The sequence below is a fragment of the Kytococcus sedentarius genome, from assembly GCF_041937525.1.
In the GTDB taxonomy this organism is placed as follows: Bacteria; Actinomycetota; Actinomycetes; order Actinomycetales; family Dermatophilaceae; genus Kytococcus; species Kytococcus sedentarius_A.
Map to the genome: position 1 here is coordinate 785,594 of NZ_CP169391.1, position 24,685 is coordinate 810,278.

Here is a 24,685-nt window from a genome sequence, read left to right on the forward strand (position 1 = left end):
CCCACGGTGTCTCCTTCAATCGATGGTGCCCGGTCCGGGCGGTGTCACTCTACGGTAGCCGCGGAGCCACGCGACAACCGTGCGACCGCGGTGTGAGCCCCACGGCGCACCTCGTCCACCAGGCCCGGGGGAGCGGCCACCACGACCGCTCCCCCGGTGCTCCACACCAGGCGCTTCACCCAGGCGGGATCGGCGGCGCGGACCACCACCCGGCGGCGTCCGGCGGTGCCCTCGCCCGCATCGGTGGCCCCGTAGTACTCGGCCACCCAGTCGGCCTCCGGGCTGAGGTCCAGCACCACCTCCACGTCGTCCGGGCCACCCCCGTAGGCGCCGGCGTCCAGGTCCTTCGGCTCGGCCTGCGGCGGCGGGGTGCCGTCGGCGTCCAGCACCTCGGCCGCGGTGATGCGGTCCAGCCGGAAGAGGCGCACGCCCTCGGCCGTGTGGCACCACGCCTCCAGGTAGGTCTGTCCGTCCACGGCCACCACCCGCATCGGCGCCACCTGGCGGGTGACGGCCTCGTCGCGGCCGTGGGCCACGTGCACCAGCTGCACCAGCCGCTGCTCCTGCACCGCCCGGCGCAGGTCGGAGGCCAGCTGGTCGTCCTGCGGGGAGGCGGCCTCCTGCACCACCGTGCCCTCCACCAGCGAGCGCAGCGGACCCGCCGCGGCGGCGATGCGCTCGGCCAGCTGGTGGGCCAGGTTGCGGTCGTCCGCGGGCAGCCCGGGCGCGCCGGCCACGGAGCGCAGGCCGGCCACCAGGGCCGTCGCCTCGTCCGGCCCCAGCCGCAGCGGGCGGGCGATGGTGTCGGCATTGCGCAGGTACACGTGCCCGCCGGCCCACTCGGCCTCGATGAGGTCGTCGGGCATGCGTCCGGGCAGGCCACACATGAAGATCAGCTGCAGGTCCCGCTCCAGCGAGGCCGGGCTCACGCCGAAGGTGCGCGCGGCCTCATCGATCTCCACACCCTGCCGTTGCAGCAGCCAGGGCACCATCGACAGCAGGCGCTCCAGGCGCGCGGTCGCGGACTCGGCGGCCATCAGCCCTCCTCGCCGGTCGTCTCGGGTGCGTGCACCGCTCCCTGGGCCACGGGCTGCAGCCGGTCGAGCACCTGGGTGCGCAGGTCGTCCGGCTCCACGTCCAGCAGGTCCGGCCCCAGCTCGGCCAGCTGACTGACGATGCGGGAGCGGTCGGCGGCGTGCAGCACCAGGACGTCGGCGTCCGCACCGGGCGTCACCTCATCGGCCCACCGGCGCAGCGCCCACCCCCGCCCCGGGGTGACTGTCACGCGGGCGGGCACGGTGTCGGTGGCGCCCTCGGTGGCCGCAGCGATCACGGCCGAGGGGTCGTGGTCGGCGGGCACCTGCACCACCCCGGCCTCGCCGGTGGCACGCACCGCACCCACCACGCGCGAGAGGCGGAACACCCGCGGTGCCTCCCGGTCGAGGTCGTGGCCGGTCACGTACCAGCGGCCCCGGCGCAGCAGGAGCGCCCACGGGTGCACGCGGCGCCGGGTGATGGGCGCACCGCTGCGGCGGTAGTCGAACTCCACGGCCTGCCGAGCGTCGATGGCGTCACGCAGCCCGGTGAAGGCGGCCTCCGGGGTGCGGATCACGGGCTGCACGCCCAGCCCCGCCGGTGCGCGCCCCGCATCGGCGGTGTCCCGGGCGGTGATCTTGTGCAGCGCGCGCTGCGCGGCGGTGGACAGCGAGGCCTGCCCCCACACGCGGGCGGCGACACCCAGCATCGTCAGCTCCTCGGCGGTGAACACGAGCTCGGGCAGGGCGTACTCGTCGGGGTCGACGCGGTAGCCCTCCTCGTCGTCGAAGCCGGGGTCCACCGGGCCGGTGCTGATGGGCACACCCAGGGCCCGCAGGTCGTTCTTGTCGCGCTCGAAGGTGCGGTCGAAGGCCTCTGCCGAGCCCTCCTGGTACTCCGGCATGACGCGCCGGATCTCCGCCTTGGTCAGCGGCCGTCGGGTGTGCAGGAGGGCCAGCAGGAGGTTGAGCAGACGCTCGGTCTTGAGGTTGGGGTCGTGCCCACGTCCTGCTGCTGCCATCAGCGGTCGGAGACGTCCACGAGGTCGACCACGAAGATCAGCGTCTCGCCGGGGCCGATCACGCCACCAGCACCCTGGTCGCCGTAGGCGAGGTGGGCGGGGATGGTGAGCTTGCGGCGGCCACCCACGCGCATGCCCTGCATGCCCTGGTCCCAGCCGGCGATGACCTGGCCGATGCCCAGCTGGAACTGCAGCGGCGTGCCCCGGTCCCAGCTGGCGTCGAACTGCTCACCGGTGGAGAAGGACACCCCCACGTAGTGCGCGGAGATCACGTCGCCGGCGCCGGCCTGGGCACCGTCGCCCTCGATGAGGTCCTCGACCACCAGCTCGGTGGGCGCCTCGCCCTCGGGGAAGTCGACCTCCGGCTTGGTGCGCTGTGCGTCGCTCATGTCCAGTCCCTCTCCGGGCACACGAAGGCCCTCACGGATGCGTGAGGGCCCAGTGTGCCTGATGGGTGGCGGGTCAGGCAGCCCGAGGGTGCGGGCTCACTGGCCCTGGCCACCACCACCCGGCGCGGACTGCGCGTCGAGGATGTCCACCACGAACACCAGCGTGTCCTTGCCCGAGATGCCGGCCTGCGGGTTGCCCTCCTTGCCGTAGCCCTTCTCCGGGGGAACGACGAGCTCCACGCGGGAGCCGACCTTCTTGCCCACCAGGGTCTCGTCCCAGCCCGGGATCAGGCGGCCGACGCCGATGGGGAAGGTGGTGGGGGCACCGCGGTCGTGGGAGGAGTCGAACTTCTCCCCCTCGGAGCCCTTGGCCCACTTGACGCCGGTGTAGTGGATGGTCAGCTGGTCGCCCTGCTTCACCTCGTCACCCTCGCCCTCGATGAGGGTGGCCTCCTTCAGCTCCTTGGGCGCCTCGGAGTCCGGCATGGTGATCTTGGCCGGCTTGTCCTTGAACACCTCGGCCTTCGGGAAGTCCTCCGGAGCCTCCTTCTCGGTGCCGGTGGCCTCCTCCAGTGGCTTGGTGGCCTCGGTGATCTTCATGAGGTAGACCGGGGTGTCACCGGCCTCCAGGCCCAGGTGCGGTGCACCCTCCTCGCCGAAGGCGTCCTTGGCGGGAATGGCCACCGCCATCGTGGTGCCGGCCTTCTTGCCCTCCATGGCAGAGCGGAGCGCGGAGATGGTCTGCTCATCGTTCAGGCCGATCGGCACCGGGTTCTGGCCGAAGGCGTTCTGCAGCTCCTGACCGGAGGTGCCGTTGTAGAGGGCGTACTCCACCATCGCGGTGTGGTCGCTGGTGAGCTCCTCGCCATCGCCCTCCTCCACGACCTTCTCCTGCGTCTCGGAGACCGTGAACGGGCCGTCGCCGAAGGTGATCTTGGGCTTGTCGCCGCCGGTGATCTCCAGGTCCTCGAGCTTGCCGGCCGCCTCGGGGTCCGGCTTCTTGCCGTCTGCGTCCTCGGGGGCCTCGCTCTCGCCACCGGAGGCCGAGGGGGCGCCCGCAGCGCCGGCGGAGGCGTCATCAGAGGCCTCACCAGTGGCGTCGGCGGAGGCGGCGTCGTCACCCTCGCTCGGCGACTCCTCGTCACTGGAGCTCTCGGACTCCTCGTTGCCCGCGGGGGCCGAGCTGCTCGACGTGGTCGACTCCGACGAGTTGTCCTCGGACTCCTCACCACCGCAGGCACTCAGGGTCAGCGCGGCGGTGGACACCAGGGCGATCAGGCGGACGGGGGTGCGCTTCACGGGGGAACTTCCTCACGGGTGGACGTCTGGTCGGCACGCATCGTAGACGCGGGAGTCTGGGCGCGGGCTGGGAATCACCTCAGGAAACGGTCAGGATCCGTCGGCGTACGGTGTGCCCATGGCTGACTCACCCCGCCCCTCGTCGCGCCGCCGCGTGCCCGCGTGGGCCGCCGCCCTCCTCGATGCGGGGTCCATCGCCCTGTTCGCCGGGCTGGGTCGGCAGAGCCACGCCACCGGGGAGGCGCTGACGGGCATCCCACTGACCGCATGGCCCTTCTGGGCCGGGGCGGCCCTCGGGTGGGTGGCCACCGCCGCGGTGCGCCGGCGGGTGCCCTCCACGCTCGCCGAGGGGGCCGTCGTGCTCGTGGCGACGCTCCTGGTGGGCATGGCCCTGCGTCAGCTCACCGACCAGGGCACGGCCACGCCCTTCGTCCTCGTGGCCACCGGGACGCTCACCCTGCTCCTGCTGGGCTGGCGGCTGGTGGCCGGCTGGCTGCTGCGGCGCTGAGGTGACCCAGCACTGAGGTGGCTGAGGTGACCCAGCACTGAGGTGACCGCCGCGGAGGCGGCGCGTCACCCCATCGGATCGCACCTCAGTCCCGCTCCAGGCGGGTGCTGCCCAGGCGCTCCTGCCGCTCCTGCTCACGTCGCACGCGACGCAGCTTCTTGGGCGAGATCCACCGCTCCCCGAGGTTCTGGGAGGTCCAGTCCTCGGCGTCGAAGCGCTCGGTCCAGCCGCCGGCCGAGACGTCCGCATCGGACCCCGCCTTCGCGGGGCGACGCGCCAGCTCCGGGGCGGCCACCTCGGGGGCGAGTCGCCGCATCGAGATGAGGAACCCGGTGTGCCCGTGCATGCGGTGCTCCGGGCGCACGGCCAGACCCTCCAGGTGCCAGCCGCGCACCATGGACTCCCACGCCTTGGGCTCGGTGAAGCCACCGTGGTCGCGCGCGGCCTCCGCCACGCGGGAGAGCTGGGTGGCGGTCGCCACGTAGCAGATGAGCACGCCCCCGGGCACCAGCACGTCCGCCACGGCCTCCAGGCAGTCCCAGGGGGCCAGCATGTCCAGCACCACCCGGTCCACGCTGCCCGGCTCCAGCGTGGCCGGCAGCTGCTCGGCGAGGTCGCCCAGGTGGATGCTCCAGGCCGGGTGGTCGCCACCCAGGAAGGCGCGGGCGTTGGCGCGGGCGATCTCGGCGAACTCCTCGCGGAGCTCGAAGCTGTGCAGGCGCCCGGTCTCCCCCACCGCACGCAGCAGGGACATGCTCAGCGCGCCGGAGCCCACGCCGGCCTCCACCACGACGGCGCCGGGGAAGATGTCGGCCATCCCCACGATCTGCGCGGAGTCCTTGGGGTAGACCACCGCCGCACCACGGGGCATGGACATGACGTGGTCGCTCAACAGTGGGCGCAGCGCCAGCCACTCGGTACCGGTGGAGTGGATCACCACGGTGCCGTCGGGGGCGCCGATGAGGTCGTCGTGCTGGATGTGCCCGCGGGTGTTGTGGAAGCGCTTGCCGGGCTCCAGCACGATGGTGTGCATGCGGCCCTTGGGGTCGGTCAGCTGCACCCGCTCCCCCACGCGGAACGGACCGCGACGGCCCTGCTCACCCGCCCAGGGCTCACCGTTCCAGGGCTCACCGGTGGGCTCCTCGGTGTGCACGGGCGAGGACGGCGGGGTCTGCGAGGTCATGGCGGGTGAGTCTACGGACCGCTGTTGGCGCGCATCCCCGCATCGAGCGAGGCGTGGTCGGCCAGGCCCACGATCTGCGGCGGCCCCTGCCGCCCGTCGGGCAGCTGCACGCCCGGCTGGCGGATGGCCGCCAGGGTGAGCTGCCGGCCCAGCACGGCCTCGATGAGGCGGGTGATGTCCTCCTGCGGTGCGGCGTCCACGGTCCAGTCCCCCTCCACCGTGCGGGCGACCGCCGAGAGCGGGGTGGTCTCCCGGGCCTCGGCCGGCACCTGGGCCAGGGCGGAGGGGTCCACCAGGCCCACGGCGCGGTGCTCCGCATCGGTCGTGACCACGGTGACGGGCACCGGGAAGCCGCGCACCTGCAGCAGGGTGGCCACCGGGGCGTCCTGCGGGATGCCGACGGCCGGGCGCATCACCGAGGCCGTGGTGTGCCGGCCCAGCTCGCGGCGGGCGGTGCCGGCCTGGATGGAGCGGCTGGCGCCGGCCCAGAGGATCCACGCGATGAGGCCGCCCCAGAGCAGGAAGACCATGGACCCGCCGACCGCCACCTGCCAGACGAGGAAACCGATGACCACCGCCGCGATGACGCGGCCGCTCCACCCGGCGGCGATGAGGCCGGCCGGCCGGCTGCCGGTGGCGCGCCACACCAGGGAGTCGACCACGTGGCCACCGTCCAGGGGCATGCCCGGGAGCAGGTTGAAGAAGCCCACCAAGGCGTTCACCCAGACCGCGCTGGCCACCACCATGTGGCCCAGCCCGTCGGGCATCACCAGCAGCAGCGCCAACGCGGCCGCGGCCAACGCCAGGTTGGCCAGCGGCCCTGCGACGGCCACCAGGGCGTTGCTGCCGGGGCTGGTGTTGTCCGACTGGTGGGCGGTGTGTCCGCCGATGAGGTCGAGCTGCACCTGGGTGACCGTGTAGCCCCGCCACTGCGCCACCAGCACGTGACCCACCTCGTGGATGAAGACGCTGAACACCAGCATGGCCGCGTAGGCCAGGCCCAGGCCGTAGGCGGTGGGGGCCCCGAGGGTCTCGGTGAGCTGGGTGCCGTTGAGCACCACCACCAGCACGACCAGGAGCGGCCAGGTGCGCCCGAGGTACACCGGCACGCCGCGGACGCTGCCGATGCGCCATCCGGTCGACTGGGGCATTGCGGGGCTCCTTGGTGAGGGTGAGTGGTGGTTCGGGTGGTTCGGGTGGTTCGGGTGGTTCGGGCGGGTGCGCGGTGCGGGGTGCCAGCCTACGGGCGCCGGCGCTGCCCGGGGGTGCGGGGCCGTGGCGGACCGTGCTGGTGGGAGGTTGTCGGTGGCGGCGCCTACCCTGCCTGCATGGCCACCGCAGCACTCTCCCCCAGCCGCGCCGGCGACTTCATGCAGTGTCCGCTGCTCTACCGCTTCCGGGTGGTGGACCGCCTGCCCGAGCCACCGAGCGCCGCCGCGGTGCGGGGCACCTTCGTGCACTCGGTGCTGGAGAACGTCTTCGACCTGCCCGCGCACCGGCGCCGGCCGGACGACGCGGTGGGGCTCATGGAGGACACCTGGGCGGACCTGGTGGCCGAGCGTCCCGAGGTGCTCCAGGTGCTGCGGGAGGCGGATGCCACGGGTGAGGTGACCCCCGAGGAGCTCGCGTCCTGGATGGCGGACGCCGAGGCCCTGGTGCGCCGGTGGTTCACGCTGGAGGACCCCAGCGTGCTGGAGCCCGCCGAGCGGGAGCTGTACGTGGAGGTGCCGGTCTCCCGCGGTGACGAGCGGGGGGAGCTCACCCTGCGCGGGTACGTGGACCGGCTGGACGTGGCGCCGGCCGACGGTGCCCTGCGGGTGGTGGACTACAAGACCGGACGGGCCCCCTCGGAGCTCTTCCAGGCCAAGGCGCTGTTCCAGATGAAGTTCTACGCCCTGGCCATCTGGCGCCTGCGGGGCCGCGTGCCCGCACTGCTGCAGCTGGTCTACCTGAAGGACGGCACCATCCTGCGCCACGCCCCCACCGAGGAGGAGCTGCTGGCCACCGAGCGCAAGGTGGTGGCCCTCTACGACGCCATCGAGCGGGCTGCCGAGCTCGGCGACTGGCGGCCCAACCGGTCGCGGCTGTGCGACTGGTGCAGCTTCCAGGCCATCTGTCCCGCCTGGGGTGGCACTCCCCCGCCGCTGCCCGGGGATGCCCAGGACCGCGCCACCGACGAGGCGGTGACCGGGGACGCGCAGGTCGCCGACTGAGCGCCGGAGCGCACCTGACCAGCCGGCGGGATCAGCGGTCGAAACGCTCCCACAGCGAGCGGACCGTCTCCCCGGCGAGTGAGTCCACCGTGACCGTGTTCGGCGTCTCGGGCAGCTCCACCATCAGTGGGATCGCCACGAGGCAGGTCCCCGCCGCCGAGGCCGAGCCCACCCCGGAGGGCGAGTCCTCCAGGGCCAGGCAGTCACCGGGCTCCACCCCCAGGCGTGTGGCGGCGGTCAGGTAGGGCTCGGGGGCCGGCTTGCCGTGCGCCACCGCATCGCCGGTCACCACCGTGGTGAAGGTGCCCTCGGGCAGGCCCTCGGTGAAGGCATCGGCCAGCAGGGTCCACGACATCGTCACCAGTGCGGTGGGGATGCCCAGCTCCCGGCACTCCTCCAGCAGCTCACGCGCTCCCGGGCGCCACGGCACGTGCTCGAGCACCTGGTCGCGGACCTCGCGCAGCAGGCGGTCGATGATCTCGGCCTCGCTGAGGGTCACCGGTGTGCGGTCCAGGATGATGCGGGCCGACACCTCCAGCGGGTTGCCCACCATCGCCAGCGCGTCGTCGTGGGTCCAGGTGCCGCCGTACTCCTCGACCAGCCGGGTCTCGGCGGCCATCCACATCGGCTCGGTGTCGATCAGGGTGCCGTCCATGTCGAACAGCACCGCGGCGGGCCGGTCGGGCCGGGTCGCGTCGGGCCGGGTCACATCACGGCGGGCGGACGGGGCGGGGTCAACGGGCTGGGAATGCACCGCCACAGTGTGGCAGCCGCACCCCGGCAACCTAGGCTGAGGGGATGGTGAACAGCGATCCGATGGAGCTGCGCAACCCGGTGGTCGTCGCCGGGTTCGAGGGGTGGAACGACGCCGGCGAGGCCGCAACGGCCGCGGTGGCCCACCTCATCGAGGTCTGGGATGCCGAGCTCGTGGCGGCCTTCGACCCGGAGGACTACTACGACTTCCAGGTCCACCGCCCGCGGATGGTGCGTCGGGGCGGACGGCGCCAGGTGGACTGGCCGACCACGACCTTCCACGTGGCCCACCCGCCGGGACTGGACCGCGACGTGATCCTCGTGCAGGGCCTGGAGCCCTCGATGCGGTGGCGCGCCTTCACCGACGAGCTCGTCGGCTGGGTGCTGGAGGCCGGGGCCACCGAGTTCGTCACCCTGGGTGCGCTGCTGGCCGACGTCCCCCACACCCGTCCCCTGCCGGTCACCACCACCACGAGCTCGTTGGCCCTGCAGCGCCGGCTGGACGTCTCCGGCGGCGACTACGAGGGGCCCACCGGCATCGTCGGCGTGCTCAACCAGGAGGCCGAGGACGCGGGGATCGATGCGGTGAGCGTGTGGGTCTCTATCCCGCACTACGCCGGCTCGGTGCCCTCTCCGCGTGCCACCTGGGGGCTGCTCTCGGCGCTGGAGGAGGTGCTGGACACCGTCATCGACACCGGCGACCTGGAGGAGCTCGCGCGGGCCTGGACGCGCGGGGTGCAGGAGCTCGCCAGCGAGGACGAGCACGTGGCCGAGTACGTGGAGGCCCTGGAGGAGGCCGTGGACGAGATGAGCTCCCCGCAGGCCTCCGGTGACGCGCTGGCCAAGGAGTTCGAGCAGTACCTCAAGCGCCGCGAGGGCGACGGGGGCACCACCCCGCCGGTCTGAGGCGCGGTCTCTCAGCCGAGATCGATGCCCAGCAGCGCGTCCACCGCCAGCAGCAGCACCGCGGCCTCGGCGCGGGCCGTTGCCGCGGAGGCGGAGGTCTCCTCGCCCAGGACGTCGTCGGCCCACCGGTCCACGACGGTCAGGGCGCCGGGGGTGTCCAGGTCGTCGGCCAGGCGCTCGGCGACCTCGCGGGCCACCGCATCGCCGGCCGAGCCCTCCTGGCGCACCGCAGCAGCGGCCCGGCGCCACCGGGCCAGCCGGTCGCGGGCCGCCTCCAGGTGGGCGTCGGTCCACTCCCACGCCGTGCGGTAGTGCTGTGAGAGCAGCGCCAGGCGGAGGGCGGCCGGGTCCTCGCCGGCGCTCCGCAGGCGGGAGACCAGCACCAGGTTGCCCTTGGACTTGCTCATCTTCTCGCCGTCGAGCCCCACCATCGCCTGGTGCACGTAGTGGTGGGCGAAGGCGCCGCCGGTCAGGGCACGTGCCTGGGCGGCGCTCATCTCGTGGTGGGGGAAGACCAGGTCGTCGCCCCCGCCCTGCACCAGGAAGGGCGTGCCCAGGTGGTCGCGCGCGATGGTCGTGCACTCGATGTGCCACCCCGGACGGCCCGCTCCCAGGCTCCCACCCTCCCAGTGCGGCTCCCCCTCGCGGTGGGCGCGCCACAGCAGCGGGTCCAAGCGGTCGCGCTTGCCGGCGCGGTCGGGGTCGCCCCCGCGCTCGGCGAACACCTCCATCATCTGGTCGGTGGACCAGCCGGAGACCTCACCGAAGGTGGGCACCTGCGCGAGGTCCAGGTAGACGTCGGCGGGCTCGTCCCCCGCATCGGGCGCGGCGTCCTCGGCCGGCACCCGGTAGGCGTGCTGCGAGTCCAGCATCGCCTCCACCGCGGCCACGTCCGAGGGGATCCCCTCCACGGCACCCACGTAGGCGTCCGGGGCGATGATGCGCAGCGCCACCATGTCGTCCCGGAAGAGCTGGATCTCGCGGGAGGCCAGGTCCTCCCAGTGCACGCCGTCGCGCTCGGCGCGCTCGAGCAGGGGCTCGTCCACGTCGGTGACGTTCTGCACGAAGCGCACCGGGTGGCCCGCCGCCCGCAGGGCACGGTGCAGCAGGTCGAAGGTGAGATAGGTGGCCGCGTGCCCCAGGTGGGTGGCGTCGTAGGGCGTGATGCCACAGACGTAGAGGCCGGCCTCCTGACCGTCGGCCGGCGCCAACGGGGTGATCTCGCCACGGGCGGTGTCGTGGACCCGGGGGGCCGGAGCGGTGAACGGCAGGGCGGGCACGGCGGGCGAGGTCCAGGAATCCACGGGCACAGCCTAGGTGAGGCCCCCGCCGGGCCGGGCGTGGTGTCGACGCGGGCAGTCCGGCCCGTGGCCCGGTGCCAGACTGCCCCCATGATCGTGGACAAGGCGGTGTACGCCGGCGGCAGGCGGCACGAGTGCCCGGACGTGACGGCGGGTCTTGCGGAGGTGCGCTCCCGGGCTGCCGAGGCCGCCGAGGACCAGCCCTTCCTCTGGGTGGGGCTCTTCGAGCCCACGCCGGAGGAGGTCCGCGAGTTCGCGCGGCTGTTCGGCATGCACCCCCTCACCGAGGAGGACATCGTCACCGGCCGCCAGCGCCCCAAGCTCGACGTGGTGGACGGCACCGCCCTGCTCGTCTTCCGGACGCTGGCCTACTTCGAGGACAACAGCGACGTCGAGACCGGCGAGGTGCTGATCGCCTGGGGCCCCGACTGGGTGCTCACCGTGCGCCACGGGGAGGTCGCACGCCTCGATGGGGTGAGGGCGCGCCTCGAGCGCTCCCCCGAGCTCATGCGGCACGGTCCGGCCGCTGCGGTCTTCGTGGTGGCCGACCACGTCGTGGACACCTACACGGCCGTCGACCTCGAGCTCAACGACGACCTGCTGCGGGTGGAGTCCCAGACCTTCAGCGACGGACCGCAGGTGGACGTCTCGGAGATCTACGCACTGAAGAGGGAGATCCTGGAGGCGCGTGCTGCGGTGCGGCCGGTGGTGGACCCGGTGCGTCACCTCATCGAGACCCCCGGGCTGGTGCCCGACCCACTGCGGCCCTACCTCCGCGACGTGCAGGACCACCTGCTGCGGGCGGACGACCACGTGGCCGACTACGACACCTCACTGACCGACATCCTCCAGGCCCACCTGTCGATGGTCTCGGTCAAGCAGGGCGAGGACGCACGACGCATCTCCGCGTGGGCGGCACTGGCGGTGGTGCCGACGATCGTGGGGGCGATCTACGGCATGAACTTCGACCACATGCCGGAGCTCCACACCGACTGGGGATATCCGGTGGTGCTGCTGCTCACCGCCGCTGCGGTGGTGTTGCTCCACCGCCGGTTCAAGCGCTCCGGGTGGCTCTGAGCGCGGGTTCCTCCGGGCCGTTGCCCTGAGCGGTTCAGGCGCGCGGCTGGTCGTCGGGCTCGGCCTCGGTGTCGTCGTCGTAGGAGTAGGAGTCCTGGTCGCCGTCGTACTCGTCGTCGTAGCGCGAGCCGGCGTCCTCGTCCTCGTCGTCCCCGAAGTCGTCGTCCCCTTCGTCCGAGTCGTCGTCGTCCGAGTCGTCGTAGTCGTCGTCGAACTCGTCGTCCTCGTCCTCGTCCGAGTAGACCTCGAAGGGCGTGACCTCCCCGTAGGTGTCCATCAGGGCGTCGTCGTAGTCCTCGAACGCGTCCGCGAGGTCGTTGTAGGCCGCGATGACGCGCGGGTCCTCCTCCCCGGTGCGGGAGGTGCATGCCTCCAGGTGTCGCTCCAAGGCGGTGACGAGGGTGGTCAGGGCGCTCCGCGGATCTGTGGCCATGGCTCCACGGTAGCCCGCCGCGCCGCTGCGCGATAGGTCAATTCGGTGTGCACAATGTGGCGATGCAGCTGACCGGCCACTCCCTGCCCCCGCACCGCAAGGCGCGGGCCGCCGCCGTGTGGGAGTACCGCACGGTGGAGGCCCACCGTGAGATGAGCCGGGCCGACCTGTGCCAGGTGCTCACCGAGCTGGCCGAGTACGAGGGCTGGAACCTGCACACCGTGCGGCACTACCAGTCCGGGCGCCGCCAGGTGTCGCTCCGCCGCAAGGTCATCAAGCAGCGCCGCACGGCCTGAAGGGTGCGGTCGGCCCCGGGGTCGGCCCGGGGCTGCGCGCTCAGGCCTCCAGCACGAACCGGTGCAGCACCCTGGCGCCGAACTCCAGGGCGCTCACCGGCACGCGCTCGTCGATGCCGTGGAACAGCGGCGCGAAGTCCAGGTCGGCCGGCAGCTGCAGCGGCACGAAGCCGTAGCCGGTGATCCCCAGGTCACCCAGGTGCTTGTTGTCCGTGCCGCCGGACAGGCAGTAGGGCAGCACCCGGCAGCCCGGGTCCTCGGCCTCCAGGGCGGCCCGCATGGTGTCCACCAGCGGGGTGTCGAAGTCGGCCTCCAGCGAGGGGCCCAGGTGGTGGATGCCCACCTCCACGTGCTCGCCGGCCAGCTCGGTGATGGTGGCGAGCACCTGCTCCCACTGACCGGGCAGGTAGCGGCAGTCCAGGCCCGCGGTCACCGTCTGCGGCACGACGTTGTGCTTGTAGCCGCCGGCCACCATGGTCGGGTTGATCGTGTTGCGCAGCGTGCCCTTCACGAAGTCGTGCGCGCCGCCGGTGGCCCCCACGACCTCGGCCAGCGAGGGGGCGTCCTCCAGGGACCAGTCGATGCCGGCCTGCTCACCCACGCCCTCCAGCAGCACCCGCACCGACTCGATGGTCTCGTGCGGCCACTCGTGCTCGTGGATGGCGGTCAGCGCCCGGGACATGTGCACCACCGCGTTGTCCTGGGTGGGCACCGAGCCGTGGCCGGCCCGGCCGCGCGCGGTCAGGGTAAGCCACGCGATGCCCTTCTCCGCGGTCTGCACCAGGTAGGTCCGCTGCGGCTCCGCCCCCTGCGCCAGTTCCTGTCCGGGGACGGTGATGGAGAAGCCGCCCACCTCGGAGACCGCCTCGGTGCAGCCGGCGAACAGCAGGGGGTGGTGCTCCACCAGGTGTCCGGCGCCCTTCACCCCGCCGGCCTCCTCGTCGGCGAAGAAGGCGACCACCAGGTCACGGTCGGGCTGCGTGCCGGTGCGGGCCAGGTGCCGCACCACGGCGAGGATCATGGCGTCCATGTCCTTCATGTCCACCGCGCCGCGGCCCCACACCATGCCGTCCTTCACCTCGGCGGCGAAGGGGTCCACCGACCAGTCGGCGGCCTCGGCGGGCACCACGTCCAGGTGGCCGTGCAGCACCAGCCCGGGACGCTCGGGGTTCTTCCCGGGCAGGCGCACCACCACGCTCGTGCGGCCCGGGTCGGACTCGAACACCTCGGGCTCCAGGCCCACCTCGGTGAGCCGGTCCACCACGTAGTCGGCGGCCTCCCGCTCCCCCGGGCCGGTGCCGTCGCCGTAGTTGGTGGAGTCGATGCGGATGAGCTCGCGACAGAGGTCCACCACCTCGTCGGCGGGGGTGGGCACCGCCTCGGGATCGAACGCGGGCGAGGGCTTCACGGCATCGGAGGTCATGCCCCCACGCTACGACCCCGTGGGTGACGGCTCAGGCGGAGGGTTCGGTGGTACCCACCGCACGCTGGCCCAGGTTCTCGTCGATGCGGAGCAGCCCGGGACCGTCGTTGTCGACCCGCTCGATGGTGGCGACGATCTCCGAGACGGTCGCCTCCTCCTCGATCTGCTCCTCGATGAACCAGTTCAGCAGCGGCCGGGCGTCCAGGTCACCCTCGGCCTCCGCGGCCTTGTACAGGTCACGGATGGAGGCGCTGACCTTCTCCTCGTGCGCCTGCGCCGCCTGGAACACGCTCAGCGGGGTGGGGTCCACCGCGGGGGTCTGGGCCTCCACCGCACCGATCACCGGGCGGGACCCCCGGTCGAGCACGTGGTCGATGAACTTGTTGGCGTGCACGATCTCCTCGTCGGCCTGCCGGCGCAGCCACGAGGCCATGCCGGGCAGGTCCTGGGCGTCCATGTCGATGGCGAACTGCCGGTAGGCCAAGGAGGCCTGGAACTCCAGGGTGATCTGCTTCTCGAAGGCGGCCTTGAGCGAGTCGGTGAGCTTCATGGTGGCGAAACTACGCCGGCCCCGGGTGCCGCGTCAGCCTTCCTGAGCCTTGCCTTTCGACGGTGAGCCTCACCTGCGGCGTGGACCCGGCGCGCAGCCCCCGCCTGTTGACGAGGGCACCTGTTGACGGGGGCACGTGGTCCATGAACACTCGCGTCATGTCCAGCGCCCCCCGGTACGACGTCCAGACCATTCGCGCCGCCGTGCCGGCCCTGCAGGAGGGAGCCGCGCACTTCGACGGTCCCGGCGGCACGCAGACCCCGGCCGTGGTGGCGCAGGCGGTGGCCGACACGCTGCTGGCCGCGGTCTCGAACCGCGGCACCATCACCCCCTCGGAGCGTCGGGCGGAGGAGATCGTCGCGGCCTGCCGTGCGGCCATCGGCGACCTGGTGGGCACAGACCCGCGCGGAGTCGTCTTCGGGCGCAGCACGACGGCGCTGGTCTACGACCTGTCCCGTGCGCTGGCGACCACCTGGTCGGCGGGCGACGAGGTGGTGGTGAGCCGGCTGGACCACGACTCCAACATCCGCCCCTGGATCCAGGCCGCCGAGCGGGTCGGGGCCACCGTGCGCTGGGCCGACTTCGACCCCGACACCGGGGAGCAGGGGCTGGAACACTTCGCCCAGGTGGTCACCGAGCGCACGCGGCTGGTGGCCGTGACCGGCGCGTCCAACCTCATCGGCACCATCCCTCCGGTGCGGGAGGTGGCGGATCTCGCGCACGGGGTGGGGGCGTTGCTGTGGGTGGACGGGGTGCACTCGACCGCTCATCTCCTGCCGGACCGGACCGCGGTGGGAGCGGACTTCTGGGCGTGCTCGCCGTACAAGTTCCTCGGTCCGCACTGCGGCACCGTGTCAGCGAACCCGGCGCTGCTGGAGTCCCTGCGGATGGACAAGCTGCTCCCCTCGACCGACGAGGTGCCCGAGCGGTTCGAGCTGGGCACGCTGCCCTACGAGCTGATGGCCGGCGTCACCGCCGCGGTGGACTTCCTGGCCGACCTGGTGCCGGGTGACGGGGACCGCAGGGCGCGGCTGACCGCCAGCTACGACGCGCTCCACGAGCACGAGGCCGCGCTGCTGGCCAGGATGGAGGCAGGCATCGCCGAGCTGCCCGGTGCGCGCCTGCACTCCCGCGCGGCGCTGCGCACCCCGACCCTGCTGTTCACCCTGGAGGGGCACGACCCGCAGGACGTGCGGCACCACCTGGCCCAGCGACAGGTCAACGCGCCGGCGGGCCACTTCTACGCCCTGGAGGCCAGCCGCCGCCTCGGCCTCGGGGACGCCGGCGGGGTGCGGGTGGGTCTGGCTCCGTACACCGACGAACAGGACGTCGACCGCCTGCTCGAGGGCCTGGGCGAGCTCTGAGCAGGCCACACCGCGGCCTGTCGCCCCCGGGCGCCTCTCCAGCGGGCGAGGCACGGTGCCGCATGGGAGACTGCGCCCATGCCTCCCACGCCCGCCGACCTCGCCGGTCGGGCGTACGCGGACCACACCGCGGCGGCCTACCGGGCCTCCGGCCAGGTGATCACCCACTACTCCACCTCCTTCGGCCTGGCCACACGCCTGCTCGGCGAGCCGGTCTGCACCCGGGTGCGCGCCATCTACGCCCTGGTGCGGGTGGCCGACGAGGTGGTGGACGGCGCCGCGTCGGGAGCGGGACTGGACGCTCACCGCATCATGCAGGCCCTCGACGAGCACGAGGCGCGTCTGGAGGCCGCCCTGGCCAGCGGCTTCTCCACCGACCCGGTGGTCCACGCCTTCGCGCACGCCGCCCGGGCGACGGGGGTGGGCACCGACCTGACGCGTCCCTTCTACGCCTCCATGCGGGCGGACCTGCAGGTGGTCGAGCACGACCCGGACAGCTTCGCCGAGTACGTCTTCGGCTCCGCGGAGGTGGTGGGCCTGATGTGTCTGCGGGCCTTCGCCACCGACGGCGCCGACACCCCGGTGGCGCCGGACGCCGGCCTGGAGGAGGGCGCGCGGCGGCTGGGGGCCGCCTTCCAGAAGGTGAACTTCCTGCGCGACCTCGCCGACGACGCCGACGGCCGGGGGCGTGCCTACTTCCCCGGAGTCGACCTGGACCACCTGACGGACGCCGACCGCGACGCCCTCGTGGCCGATGTCCGCGCGGACCTGGCCGCGGCCCTGGTGGCCATCGAACGGCTGCCCGCCTCGAGCCGCACCGCCGTGCGCGCCTGCCACGACCTGTACTCCGCACTGACCGACCGGCTCGCCCGGGTGCCGGCGGCTCGCCTGCGCACGGAACGGGTGCGCGTGCCCGATGCGGTGAAGCTCGCCCTCGTGGCCCGCGCGGTCGCCCGGGAGAAGCGGAGGGGACGGTGAGCGGGCTGCGGGCCGGTACGGGCGGCGGGAAGCGCGCGGTCGTCATCGGGGCCGGCGTGGCCGGGCTGGCGACGGCCGGGCTGTTGGCGCGCGACGGCTATGCCGTGACCGTGCTGGAGCGCGGCGAGACCACCGGCGGTCGGGCGGGCTCGTGGGAGGCGTCGACCGCTGCGGGGGGTTTCCGGTTCGACACGGGGCCCAGCTGGTACCTGATGCCCGAGGTGTTCGAGCACTGGTTCGCGATGATGGGGACCTCCGTGGACGCGCGGCTGGAGCTGGTGGACCTCGACCCCGCCTACCGGGTCTTCTCCCCCGCCGCGCAGACCCTGGAGGTGCGCTCCGGACGGGAGGAGGCACAGGCACTGTTCGAGTCCGTGGAGCCCGGCGCCGGGGCCGCGCTGGGTGAGTACCTGGACAGCGCCGGGTCGACCTACGTGATGGCGCGGGAGGCCTTTCTCTACACGACCTTCAGCCGCATCCCGCTGCGGACGCTGCGCGGCCTGCTCCCCCGCCTGCCACAGCTGGTGCGACTGCTGACCGAGTCGCTCCACGACCGGGTGGCGCGCACGGTGCGCGACCCTCGGCTGCGGCAGGTGCTGGGCTACCCGGCGGTGTTCCTGGCCGCCACCCCCCGCACCACGCCGAGCATGTACCACCTGATGAGCGCCATGGACCTGCAGGACGGGGTCCGGTACCCGATGGGGGGCTTCGCGCGGCTGGTCGACTCCATCGAGGAGGTGGTCCGCGAGGCCGGGGTCCAGATCCGGCTGGGCGCGGAGGTGACCGAGATCGTCACCGACCGCCCCGCATCGCGACAGGTGCTGGACACCGCCCGCGGGCGCCGCGCGCGGGCGACGGGCGTGCGGCTGGCCGATGGGGAGCTGGTGCCCGCGGACGTGGTGGTCTCGACCGCGGACCTGCACCACTCGGAGACCCGACTGCTGCCGGAGCACCTGCAGACCTACGGCGAGTCCTACTGGGCACGGCGCACGTCGGGTCCCGGGGCGGTGCTGGCGTTGTTGGGGGTGCGCGGACGGCTGCCGGAGCTGGTGCACCACAACCTGTTCTTCACGACCGACTGGGACGCGAACTTCGAGGCGGTGTTCGGAGAGTCGCCGGTGGTGCCGCAACCGGCCAGCACCTACGTGTGCATGCCCTCGGCGACCGACGACTCCGTGGCGCCCGAGGGGTACGAGAACCTGTTCGTGCTCATCCCCGTCTCCCCCGATGCGGTGGACGGCCGCTCGGTGGGCGCCGGCGGTGTCGATGGGGGTGGTGACCCGGTCGTGGAGCAGGCGGTGGACGACGCGATCGCGCAGATGGCGGACTGGGCCGGCGTGCCGGACCTTGCCGAGCGGGTGGTGGTGCGGCGCAGCATCGGGCCCGCCGACTTCGCCGCCGAGTACAACGCCTGGCGGGGGAACGCGCTGGGCCCCGGGCACACGCTGTGGCAGTCGGCCTTCCTGCGCGGGCAGAACCGCAGCCGTCACGTGGAGAACCTGCTGTACGCCGGGGCGACGACCGCGCCCGGGGTGGGTTTGCCGATGTGCCTGATCAGCGCGGAGAACGTGGTGAAGCGGCTGCGCGGTGACCACTCCGACGGGCCGATGGACCCGGTGGCGTTCGGCGCGGGCGGGGGCGCCTGATGCCGGGGCTGTACCTGGCGGCCATCTGTGTCTCTGCGGCGTGCATGGTGCTGATCGACCGGCGCTGGCGGCTGTACCTGTTCGCCGACTGGCGGCGGGCGCTGGCGGTGCAGGCCGCGGGTGTGGGGCTGTTCCTGGTGTGGGACCTGGTGTGCATCCAGCTGGGAATCTTCATGCGCGGGCCGGGGCCGTGGCAGGTCGGGTGGCAGCTGGCTCCGGAGCTGCCGGTGGAGGAAGTGTTCTTCCTGTGGTTCCTGTGCCACTTCACCATGGTGCTGTTCACCGGCATCGAGCGGCTGCTGGCGTGGCGGTCGGGGCGGAGCGCTGCCACCGCGCCGGAGGGTGCGTCAGGAGGTGGGTGGCGGTGACCTACCTGTGGGTGAACGCGGCGGTGCTGGCGGTGTGCCTGGTGGTCGCGGCGGTGTGTCTGGCCCGCGTGGGCGCACCGGTGCGGCGGCGCACGGTGGTGGCCTCCGGCATCGCGCTGGCGGTCTCCTGCGTGTTCACGGCGGTGTTCGACTCGCTGATCATCGGCGCGGGCATCGTGGCCTACGAGGAGGCCCACCTGGCCGGGTGGCGCATCGGCCTGGCGCCGGTGGAGGACTTCGCCTACACGATCGCGGCGGCCGGGGTGCTGCCGGCGCTGTGGGTGGCGTTGCGTGCGCGGGGTGACCGGGCGTGAGCGGGGCGGGGCACACCCCATCGGCGCTGCGGACGCTGCTGGCCACCTCGCGACCGGTGTCCTGGGTGAACACGGCCTACCCGTTCGGTGCCGCGTACCTGCTGGCCGGCGGGTCGTGGACGGACGTGGCCCTCTGGGTGGGCGTGGTGTTCTTCCTGGTGCCCTACAACCTGGCCATGTACGGCATCAACGACGTCTTCGACCACGAGTCCGACCTGCAGAACCCGCGCAAGGGAGGGGTCGAGGGGGCACTGACGGACCGTGCCCACCATCGGATGATCCTGTGGGCCTGCCTGCTGAGCTGTCTTCCGTTCGTGATCGTGCTGCTGTGGTGGGGCACGGTGGCCAGCGGGGCGGCGCTGGCGGTGACCATGATCGCGGTCGTGGCGTACAGCCTGGTGGGGATGCGGTTCAAGGAGGTGCCCTTCCTGGACTCGGTGACCTCCGCGACGCACTTCGTGGGGCCGGCGGTGGTGGGGGCGCTGTTCACCGGGGCGTCGGTGCCGTGGGTCGGCTGGGCGGCGCTGGCGGCGTTCTTCGCGTGGTCGATGGCGAGCCACGCCTTCGGAGCGGTGCAGGACGTGCGCGCCGACCGGGCCGGCGGCATCGGGTCCATCGGGACGGTGCTGGGGGCACGGGCGACGGTGTGGGTGTCGTTCGTGCTGTACCTGGTGGCGGCGGGACTGATGGTGGCCACTCCCCTGCCGTACACGTGGCTGGCGCTGGTGCCGGCGGTCTACGCGATGAGCGTGGCGCCCTTCCTGGGCATCACCGACGCCCGGTGCGAGGAGGCGCACTCCGGGTGGACGCGTTTCCTGTGGCTGAACTACGTGGCCGGGTTCGCGGTGACGATGGTGCTGATCGCGGGGGGATGGGGTTGACGGGGCGCAGTGGGAGGGCCGTGACCCGGCCGTCCGGCCCGTCGGGCGTTTTGTAGTCTCGGGGTTCGGCCCCGGGCCGAACTGGCAGATCGCCCCCCATCGAGAGGTGACGACCATGTCCACCACCGCAGAGCCCACTGCGCGCGGCTCGGAGAACGGCCGGCTCGTCAGGGCCCTGAGTGGCTTGGAACGGGTGGGCAACATGCTCCCCCACCCGTTCTGGCTGTTCCTCATCCTGGCCGGTCTGATCCTTGCCCTCAGCGCCGTCCTCAGTGCGGCGGGGGTGTCGGCGGTCTCCCCTGCCGACGGGGAGACCGTGGAGGTGGTCAACCTCCTCACGCGCGACGGGCTCCACGAGATCCTCGGCAAGGCCGTCACCAACTTCACCGAGTTCCCGCCGCTGGGACTCATCATCATCGTGATGCTGGGTGTCGCCATCGCCGAGTACAGCGGCATGATCTCCGCTGCCATCCGCCTGGTGGTCTCGCGGGTCTCGGCACGCTGGCTCACCTTCGTGCTCGCACTGACCGGTGTCACGGGCTCGGTGGCGTCCGACGCGATCTACGTGGTGCTGATCCCGCTGGGTGCTGCGGCCTTCAAGGCGGTGGGGCGCTCCCCCGTGCTGGGTGCCGTGGTGGCCTTCGGTGCGGCCAGTGCCGGGTACAACGCCTCGCTGCTCATCACCGGCACCGACGCCATCCTCGCCGGCCTCTCCACCAGCGCCGCGCAGATGGTGGACGAGGAGTACGTCGTCTCGCCCATCGCGAACTACTTCTTCTCCATCGCCTCGTCCTTCGTGCTGGCCGGGATCATCACGCTGGTGACCGAGACGCTCCTGGCGCGGATGACCAAGGACATGGTCGATGACGAGGACGTCGCCGACGCCCCCGGCCAGGAGGCTGCCGGCCAGGACGCCGTCGACGCCCCCGGTGCGGAGGCTGCCGGTCAGGGCCACGCCGACCAGGGCGACGCGATGGGGGTCACGGGCGAGGACGGCTCGCTCACCCTCACGCGCGAGGAGACCCGCGGCCTGCGGTGGTCCGGACTGGTGGCGGCCCTGTTCTTCGCCGCCTACCTGGCTGCGCTGCTCTGGCCGAACTCGATCTTCCGCGGCGAGGAGGGCGTCCTGGACAGCCCGCTGCTCAGCGACGTGGTGGTCCCCATCGCCCTGCTGTTCGCGTTCGCGGGCATCACCTACGGCGTGCTGACCCGGTCCATCACCTCGGCCGGGGACATCCCGGCCATGATGGGCAAGGGACTGGTCAGCCTGGCCCCGGTGCTGGTGCTGTTCTTCGCGGCTGCGCAGTTCGTCGCCTACTTCAAGTGGTCCAACATCGGGCCCATCATCGCCATCAAGGGCTCGGCCCTGCTGGAGCAGGCGAACCTGCCGCCGCTGCTGATGTTCTTCGGGCTGGTCGTGCTGGTGGCCGCGTTGAACTTCTTCATCACCAGCGGCTCGGCGCAGTACGCCCTCATGGCGCCGGTCATCGTGCCCATGTTCATGCTGCTGGGGGTGAACCCCGAGGTCACGCAGATGCTGTTCCGCATGGGTGACTCCCCCACCAACATCATCAGCCCCATGAGCCCGTACTTCGCGTTGGCGTTGGGGTACATGCAGCAGTACTACCGCAAGGCGGGCATCGGCACCCTGCTGGCGCTCACGCTGCCGCTGTCCATCGCCATGCTGGTGGGCTGGTTCCTGTTCTTCGCCCTCTGGTACGCCGTCGGGCTCCCCCTGGGGCCGGGCGTGCCCGTCCGCTGAGGGACTGACCCCTGTCGAGAGGACTCCCCGTGACCCACGCTGCAGATGTCGCCCGTTTCGTCGAGGAGCACATGGAGGAGGTGCTCGCCGACCTGGACCACCTGGTCGGCATGGAGTCCCCCTCCACGGACAAGGCGCTGCTCGATGCCGCGTTGTCCGGCATCGAGACGTGGGCCGTCGAGCGGCTGGGTGAGCCCGCATCGCGCACCCGTCACGACGGTGGGGACCGCGGGGACGTCCTGGAGCTCACCTGGGAGGGAAGCGGCGCGTCGGGCGCGGTGCTCAGCGTCTGCCACTACGACACCGTGTGGCCCGAGGGCACGCTGGCGGACTGGCCCCTCACCCGTGACGGAGACGTCCTCACCGGACCGGGCGTGCTCGACATGAAGGCCGGCATCGTGCAGACCGTGTGGATGCTCAAGGCACTGCGTGAGCTCGGGGTGCCCCACGCGGACCTGCACCTGCTGCTCACGGGTGACGAGGAGATCGGCTCCTCGGCGAGCCGTCACCACATCGAGGCGGCGGCCCAGAACGCGCTGGTGACGATGATCGCGGAGCCGAGCGCGGCGGGGGCCGTGAAGGTGCAGCGCAAGGGGACGGTGATGGCTGACGTGACCGTGACCGGCATCCAGTCCCACGCCGGGCTCGATCCTGAGAAGGGCGCCAGCGCCATCCACGAGCTCGCGCGGCTGGTCGGGCGCATCGCGGACCTGGCCGACCCGGAGCGGGGCACGACGGTGAACGTCGGGGTCATCACCGGTGGGACGGGTCGCAACGTCGTGGCCGAGAAGGCGTCCTGCCAGGTGGACGTGCGGGTGCAGAAGGCCGCCGAGGAGGACCGGGTGGTCGAGGCGCTGGAGGCCCTGCGCGTGGAGGACGAGCGGTGCAGCATCGAGATGGAGATCGACCGCAACCGTCCGCCCATGAACCCCACCGAGCGCACCGAGGAGATGCTGGCCCTGCTCGTGGCGGCGGGGCAGGACATGGGTGTGGAGGTCACGACGCAGGCCGTCGGCGGGGCCAGTGACGGCAACTTCATTGCCGCCCTCGGTCTGCCGGTCATCGACGGGCTGGGTGGGGTGGGTGCCGGCCCGCACGCGCGACACGAGCACATCACCGTCAGCGGGCTGCCCCGTCAGACGGCGCTGATGGCCGGACTGGTGGAGCAGCTGGCGGGCGGCTGAGGCGCGCGGTGGCGGCGGTCAGACGCGGCCGGAGGTCACCGCATCCACATCGTCCTTGGCGGCCCTGAGGCCGAGCCCGGTCTGCTCGCGGTGGAGCTTGATGGCGCGGACGGGCTGCCCCCTCAGGGCGAGTGCGCGGACCTCCGGCGAGACGGGCGACGGGGCCTGCACGGTGCGGAGATCCGTCCCGGAGCGCTGGGCGAGCTCGGCGACCTGTGCCTCCAGGAGGGCGACCCTGCGCGCGAGTCGGGCGTTCTCCGCCACGGGATCGACGCCGGCATTGAGGCCCAGGAAGGAACTGAAGAAACCCATGGCCGCAGGGTACGTGGGGTGGGTCTGGGCGCGGGGTTCGATGGGGTGAGCCTGGCCCTCCGTGGCGGGTCACCCGGGGTGTCGGTGGCGGGTGTCCCGGGCGAGTTCCCGGGTTGTCCACAGGGTCTGGGGTGGTGGGGGGAGGTTGTCGGTGGTCCCGTCTAGTGTGTGGACATCAGTTCGACGGTGTGTCGGACAGTGAGTGGAACACGTGGTGACCATCTGAGGGGGTGGGGGCATGCGGCAGGAGTCGTTCGACACGGGGCAAGGGCCCCTGTCCCGTCCGGGCGGGAAGCAGTCCGGCGTGGTGGCCGGGTCTGCCGGGGTGCGGTCCGGTGAGCCGGCCACGTCTGCCGGCACGGCGTGTGGTGGTCGTGCGGAGGGTGCGTGGGAGCGTGCCGAATCGGCTCTGGGTGAGGCGGTGTCGGCGGTGGAGTCGGCCCGGACGGCGGAGGTGGCGCTGATGGATGCGGTGGGGCGGGTGTACGCGCACACGGTGGCGCATTTGCAGCAGCGTGTGGATGAGGGTGAGCCGGGCATCCTGCGTCCGTGTGATGCGCCGGTGATCGTGACTGAGGAGGTCGTCGCGGCCACGGGTGAGGCTGCTGGGCGGATCGGGCACCTGGTGGACCTGGTCGCCTCCGATCCTGAGCGGGTCGTGTGTGGGCGGGAAGCCTTGGTGGAGGGGCGGGCGTCGTTGTCGCGGGTGTTGACCTGGTTCGCTGACACCAGGCACTTGCAGGCCGATGATGCGGTCGCGATCGGCCTGGCCGTGCTCACCCGGGCGGCTGATGGGTCGCCGCGGTCTTCTGCGTCGTTCCGGGAGTTGTTGCGCCGCAGGATCCGGAAGGTCGAAGCGGCCGACCGCAAGGCGGCCCGGGAGCGGATGGTCGAGGCGATCCAGGGGCGTGGGTCGTGGACTCACCCTGGTGATGACGGGACCGGGTCGCTGACGGTGGTGGGTGAGGCGACCAGGGTGGCTGCTGCGTGGGGCCGGTTGGATGCTGCGGCCCGCCGCGCGAAGGCAGCCGGTGATCAGCGGACCCTGTCCCAGCTGCGGTCGGACATTCACCTCGACCTGCTCCTGGTCGGCCAGCTCCCCGGCACCTGCACCAACCCCACCCACGAGAACCTGCGTGCCCAGCAGAGCGGTTCCGCGACCGGCCATGGCAGCGGCGGCAAGCCCGGTGGCGCCTTCACCCAGCCCCCGCTGCCCACCCCGGCCGTCGACGAGCCCCAGGCGGCAGCGCTGCCGCAGCCTCAGTCGACCGTGGACACGAGCGACGGTGTGTACGCGAGCACCGGTGTGGGCACGCGGCCCCCGGGCCCAGTGGCCCCTGAGCCGCCAGCGCCTCCGGTGTGCGTCCTGCGGGACCGTGTCGGCTGACTGGTTCCCCGTGCCGCAGGTGGGCGACCCGGTCCTTCCCCCAGCACGTGTGACGGTCGTCGTGGGACTGGATGTCCTGCTCGAAAACGCAGACACCACGAT

General features: G+C 72.4%; 26 protein-coding genes. 14 read left to right on the plus strand and 12 right to left on the minus strand.

All coding sequences use genetic code 11. The features are described from left to right. Window positions 1-44 precede the first annotated feature (44 nt). From ACEY2A_RS03655 to ACEY2A_RS03670, 4 genes are all read right to left on the minus strand, one after another. Complete coding sequence (locus ACEY2A_RS03655) at window positions 45-1,037, minus strand: helix-turn-helix transcriptional regulator (protein ID WP_374929520.1); 993 nt, start codon at window positions 1,035-1,037, stop codon at window positions 45-47. Beyond that, entirely contained in the window at window positions 1,037-2,056 is a 1,020-nt protein-coding gene (locus ACEY2A_RS03660; protein ID WP_374929521.1) for a helix-turn-helix transcriptional regulator, read from the minus strand. Before ACEY2A_RS03660 ends, ACEY2A_RS03655 begins: the two co-directional genes overlap by 1 nt. Further along, window positions 2,056-2,445 (minus strand): FKBP-type peptidyl-prolyl cis-trans isomerase, encoded by a 390-nt coding sequence (locus ACEY2A_RS03665; RefSeq protein ID WP_374929522.1) that lies wholly within the window; start codon window positions 2,443-2,445, stop codon window positions 2,056-2,058. Before ACEY2A_RS03665 ends, ACEY2A_RS03660 begins: the two co-directional genes overlap by 1 nt. A 96-nt stretch (window positions 2,446-2,541) precedes the next feature. Further along, the gene (locus ACEY2A_RS03670; protein ID WP_374929523.1) at window positions 2,542-3,744 is read right to left on the minus strand and encodes an FKBP-type peptidyl-prolyl cis-trans isomerase; all 1,203 of its coding nucleotides are present in this window, start codon (window positions 3,742-3,744) and stop codon (window positions 2,542-2,544) included. Between the two features lie 118 nt (window positions 3,745-3,862). Here ACEY2A_RS03670 and ACEY2A_RS03675 point away from each other — a divergent pair, with 118 nt between their 5' ends. Continuing rightward, window positions 3,863-4,252: a DUF3054 domain-containing protein gene (locus ACEY2A_RS03675; protein WP_374929524.1), complete on the plus strand. Its 390-nt coding sequence runs from the start codon at window positions 3,863-3,865 to the stop codon at window positions 4,250-4,252. A gap of 85 nt (window positions 4,253-4,337) precedes the next feature. On the opposite strand, the gene ACEY2A_RS03680 is transcribed toward ACEY2A_RS03675, so the two are convergent. Then, window positions 4,338-5,435, minus strand: a complete 1,098-nt coding sequence (locus ACEY2A_RS03680) for a tRNA (adenine-N1)-methyltransferase (protein ID WP_374929525.1) — start codon at window positions 5,433-5,435, stop codon at window positions 4,338-4,340. 11 nt (window positions 5,436-5,446) lie between these two features. Further along, window positions 5,447-6,586 carry a site-2 protease family protein gene (locus ACEY2A_RS03685; RefSeq protein ID WP_374929526.1) on the minus strand — a complete coding sequence of 380 codons (1,140 nt, stop codon included), beginning with the start codon at window positions 6,584-6,586 and terminating at the stop codon, window positions 5,447-5,449. A gap of 177 nt (window positions 6,587-6,763) precedes the next feature. On the opposite strand from ACEY2A_RS03685, the gene ACEY2A_RS03690 reads away from it, so the two are divergent. Continuing rightward, complete coding sequence (locus tag ACEY2A_RS03690; protein ID WP_374929527.1) at window positions 6,764-7,648, plus strand: RecB family exonuclease; 885 nt, start codon at window positions 6,764-6,766, stop codon at window positions 7,646-7,648. A 31-nt stretch (window positions 7,649-7,679) separates the two neighbouring features. Here ACEY2A_RS03690 and ACEY2A_RS03695 read toward each other — a convergent pair whose 3' ends face one another. After that, window positions 7,680-8,402 carry an HAD family hydrolase gene (locus ACEY2A_RS03695; protein WP_374929528.1) on the minus strand — a complete coding sequence of 241 codons (723 nt, stop codon included), beginning with the start codon at window positions 8,400-8,402 and terminating at the stop codon, window positions 7,680-7,682. A gap of 44 nt (window positions 8,403-8,446) precedes the next feature. Between ACEY2A_RS03695 and ACEY2A_RS03700 the strand changes: the two genes are divergently transcribed. Continuing rightward, entirely contained in the window at window positions 8,447-9,307 is an 861-nt protein-coding gene (locus ACEY2A_RS03700) for a PAC2 family protein (RefSeq protein ID WP_374929529.1), read from the plus strand. An 11-nt stretch (window positions 9,308-9,318) separates the two neighbouring features. Here the strand turns inward: ACEY2A_RS03700 and mshC are convergent, their stop codons facing one another. Beyond that, a complete protein-coding gene (gene mshC, locus ACEY2A_RS03705) occupies window positions 9,319-10,611 on the minus strand; it encodes a cysteine--1-D-myo-inosityl 2-amino-2-deoxy-alpha-D-glucopyranoside ligase (protein WP_374929530.1) in 1,293 nt (430 codons plus the stop codon). A gap of 87 nt (window positions 10,612-10,698) precedes the next feature. On the opposite strand from mshC, the gene ACEY2A_RS03710 reads away from it, so the two are divergent. Next, on the plus strand, window positions 10,699-11,685 hold the full coding sequence (locus ACEY2A_RS03710; RefSeq protein ID WP_374929531.1) for a magnesium and cobalt transport protein CorA: 987 nt from the start codon (window positions 10,699-10,701) through the stop codon (window positions 11,683-11,685). Between the two features lie 34 nt (window positions 11,686-11,719). On the opposite strand, the gene ACEY2A_RS03715 is transcribed toward ACEY2A_RS03710, so the two are convergent. After that, entirely contained in the window at window positions 11,720-12,118 is a 399-nt protein-coding gene (locus ACEY2A_RS03715) for a hypothetical protein (protein ID WP_374929532.1), read from the minus strand. Window positions 12,119-12,180: 62 nt separating this feature from the next. Here ACEY2A_RS03715 and ACEY2A_RS03720 point away from each other — a divergent pair, with 62 nt between their 5' ends. Then, window positions 12,181-12,414, plus strand: a complete 234-nt coding sequence (locus ACEY2A_RS03720; RefSeq protein ID WP_374929533.1) for a DUF5703 family protein — start codon at window positions 12,181-12,183, stop codon at window positions 12,412-12,414. A 40-nt stretch (window positions 12,415-12,454) separates the two neighbouring features. Here the strand turns inward: ACEY2A_RS03720 and ACEY2A_RS03725 are convergent, their stop codons facing one another. Further along, window positions 12,455-13,837: a M20/M25/M40 family metallo-hydrolase gene (locus tag ACEY2A_RS03725; protein WP_374929534.1), complete on the minus strand. Its 1,383-nt coding sequence runs from the start codon at window positions 13,835-13,837 to the stop codon at window positions 12,455-12,457. Window positions 13,838-13,868: 31 nt separating this feature from the next. Further along, window positions 13,869-14,387 carry a ferritin gene (locus tag ACEY2A_RS03730; protein WP_374929535.1) on the minus strand — a complete coding sequence of 173 codons (519 nt, stop codon included), beginning with the start codon at window positions 14,385-14,387 and terminating at the stop codon, window positions 13,869-13,871. A 158-nt stretch (window positions 14,388-14,545) separates the two neighbouring features. On the opposite strand from ACEY2A_RS03730, the gene ACEY2A_RS03735 reads away from it, so the two are divergent. The 8 genes from ACEY2A_RS03735 to ACEY2A_RS03770 all read left to right on the plus strand — a co-directional run bounded on the left by ACEY2A_RS03735 (window position 14,546) and on the right by ACEY2A_RS03770 (window position 22,884). Then, on the plus strand, window positions 14,546-15,751 hold the full coding sequence (locus tag ACEY2A_RS03735; protein WP_374929536.1) for a cysteine desulfurase-like protein: 1,206 nt from the start codon (window positions 14,546-14,548) through the stop codon (window positions 15,749-15,751). A 78-nt stretch (window positions 15,752-15,829) separates the two neighbouring features. Then, entirely contained in the window at window positions 15,830-16,729 is a 900-nt protein-coding gene (locus ACEY2A_RS03740) for a phytoene/squalene synthase family protein (protein WP_374929537.1), read from the plus strand. Further along, complete coding sequence (crtI, locus tag ACEY2A_RS03745; RefSeq protein WP_374929538.1) at window positions 16,726-18,375, plus strand: phytoene desaturase family protein; 1,650 nt, start codon at window positions 16,726-16,728, stop codon at window positions 18,373-18,375. Before ACEY2A_RS03740 ends, crtI begins: the two co-directional genes overlap by 4 nt. Beyond that, window positions 18,375-18,743, plus strand: a complete 369-nt coding sequence (locus tag ACEY2A_RS03750; RefSeq protein ID WP_374929539.1) for a lycopene cyclase domain-containing protein — start codon at window positions 18,375-18,377, stop codon at window positions 18,741-18,743. The genes crtI and ACEY2A_RS03750 overlap by 1 nt, the downstream gene beginning before the upstream one ends. Continuing rightward, window positions 18,740-19,057, plus strand: coding sequence for a lycopene cyclase domain-containing protein (locus ACEY2A_RS03755; protein WP_374929540.1), 318 nt, complete (start codon window positions 18,740-18,742; stop codon window positions 19,055-19,057). Before ACEY2A_RS03750 ends, ACEY2A_RS03755 begins: the two co-directional genes overlap by 4 nt. Beyond that, on the plus strand, window positions 19,054-19,938 hold the full coding sequence (locus ACEY2A_RS03760) for a prenyltransferase (protein WP_374929541.1): 885 nt from the start codon (window positions 19,054-19,056) through the stop codon (window positions 19,936-19,938). Before ACEY2A_RS03755 ends, ACEY2A_RS03760 begins: the two co-directional genes overlap by 4 nt. Before the next feature lie 115 nt (window positions 19,939-20,053). Continuing rightward, window positions 20,054-21,700 carry an AbgT family transporter gene (locus tag ACEY2A_RS03765; protein ID WP_374929542.1) on the plus strand — a complete coding sequence of 549 codons (1,647 nt, stop codon included), beginning with the start codon at window positions 20,054-20,056 and terminating at the stop codon, window positions 21,698-21,700. A gap of 29 nt (window positions 21,701-21,729) precedes the next feature. Further along, on the plus strand, window positions 21,730-22,884 hold the full coding sequence (locus ACEY2A_RS03770; protein WP_374929543.1) for a M20 family metallopeptidase: 1,155 nt from the start codon (window positions 21,730-21,732) through the stop codon (window positions 22,882-22,884). An 18-nt stretch (window positions 22,885-22,902) separates the two neighbouring features. Here ACEY2A_RS03770 and ACEY2A_RS03775 read toward each other — a convergent pair whose 3' ends face one another. Continuing rightward, window positions 22,903-23,196, minus strand: coding sequence for a hypothetical protein (locus ACEY2A_RS03775; RefSeq protein WP_374929544.1), 294 nt, complete (start codon window positions 23,194-23,196; stop codon window positions 22,903-22,905). Between the two features lie 238 nt (window positions 23,197-23,434). Here ACEY2A_RS03775 and ACEY2A_RS03780 point away from each other — a divergent pair, with 238 nt between their 5' ends. Further along, window positions 23,435-24,583, plus strand: a complete 1,149-nt coding sequence (locus ACEY2A_RS03780; protein ID WP_374929545.1) for a hypothetical protein — start codon at window positions 23,435-23,437, stop codon at window positions 24,581-24,583. Window positions 24,584-24,685 lie beyond the last annotated feature (102 nt).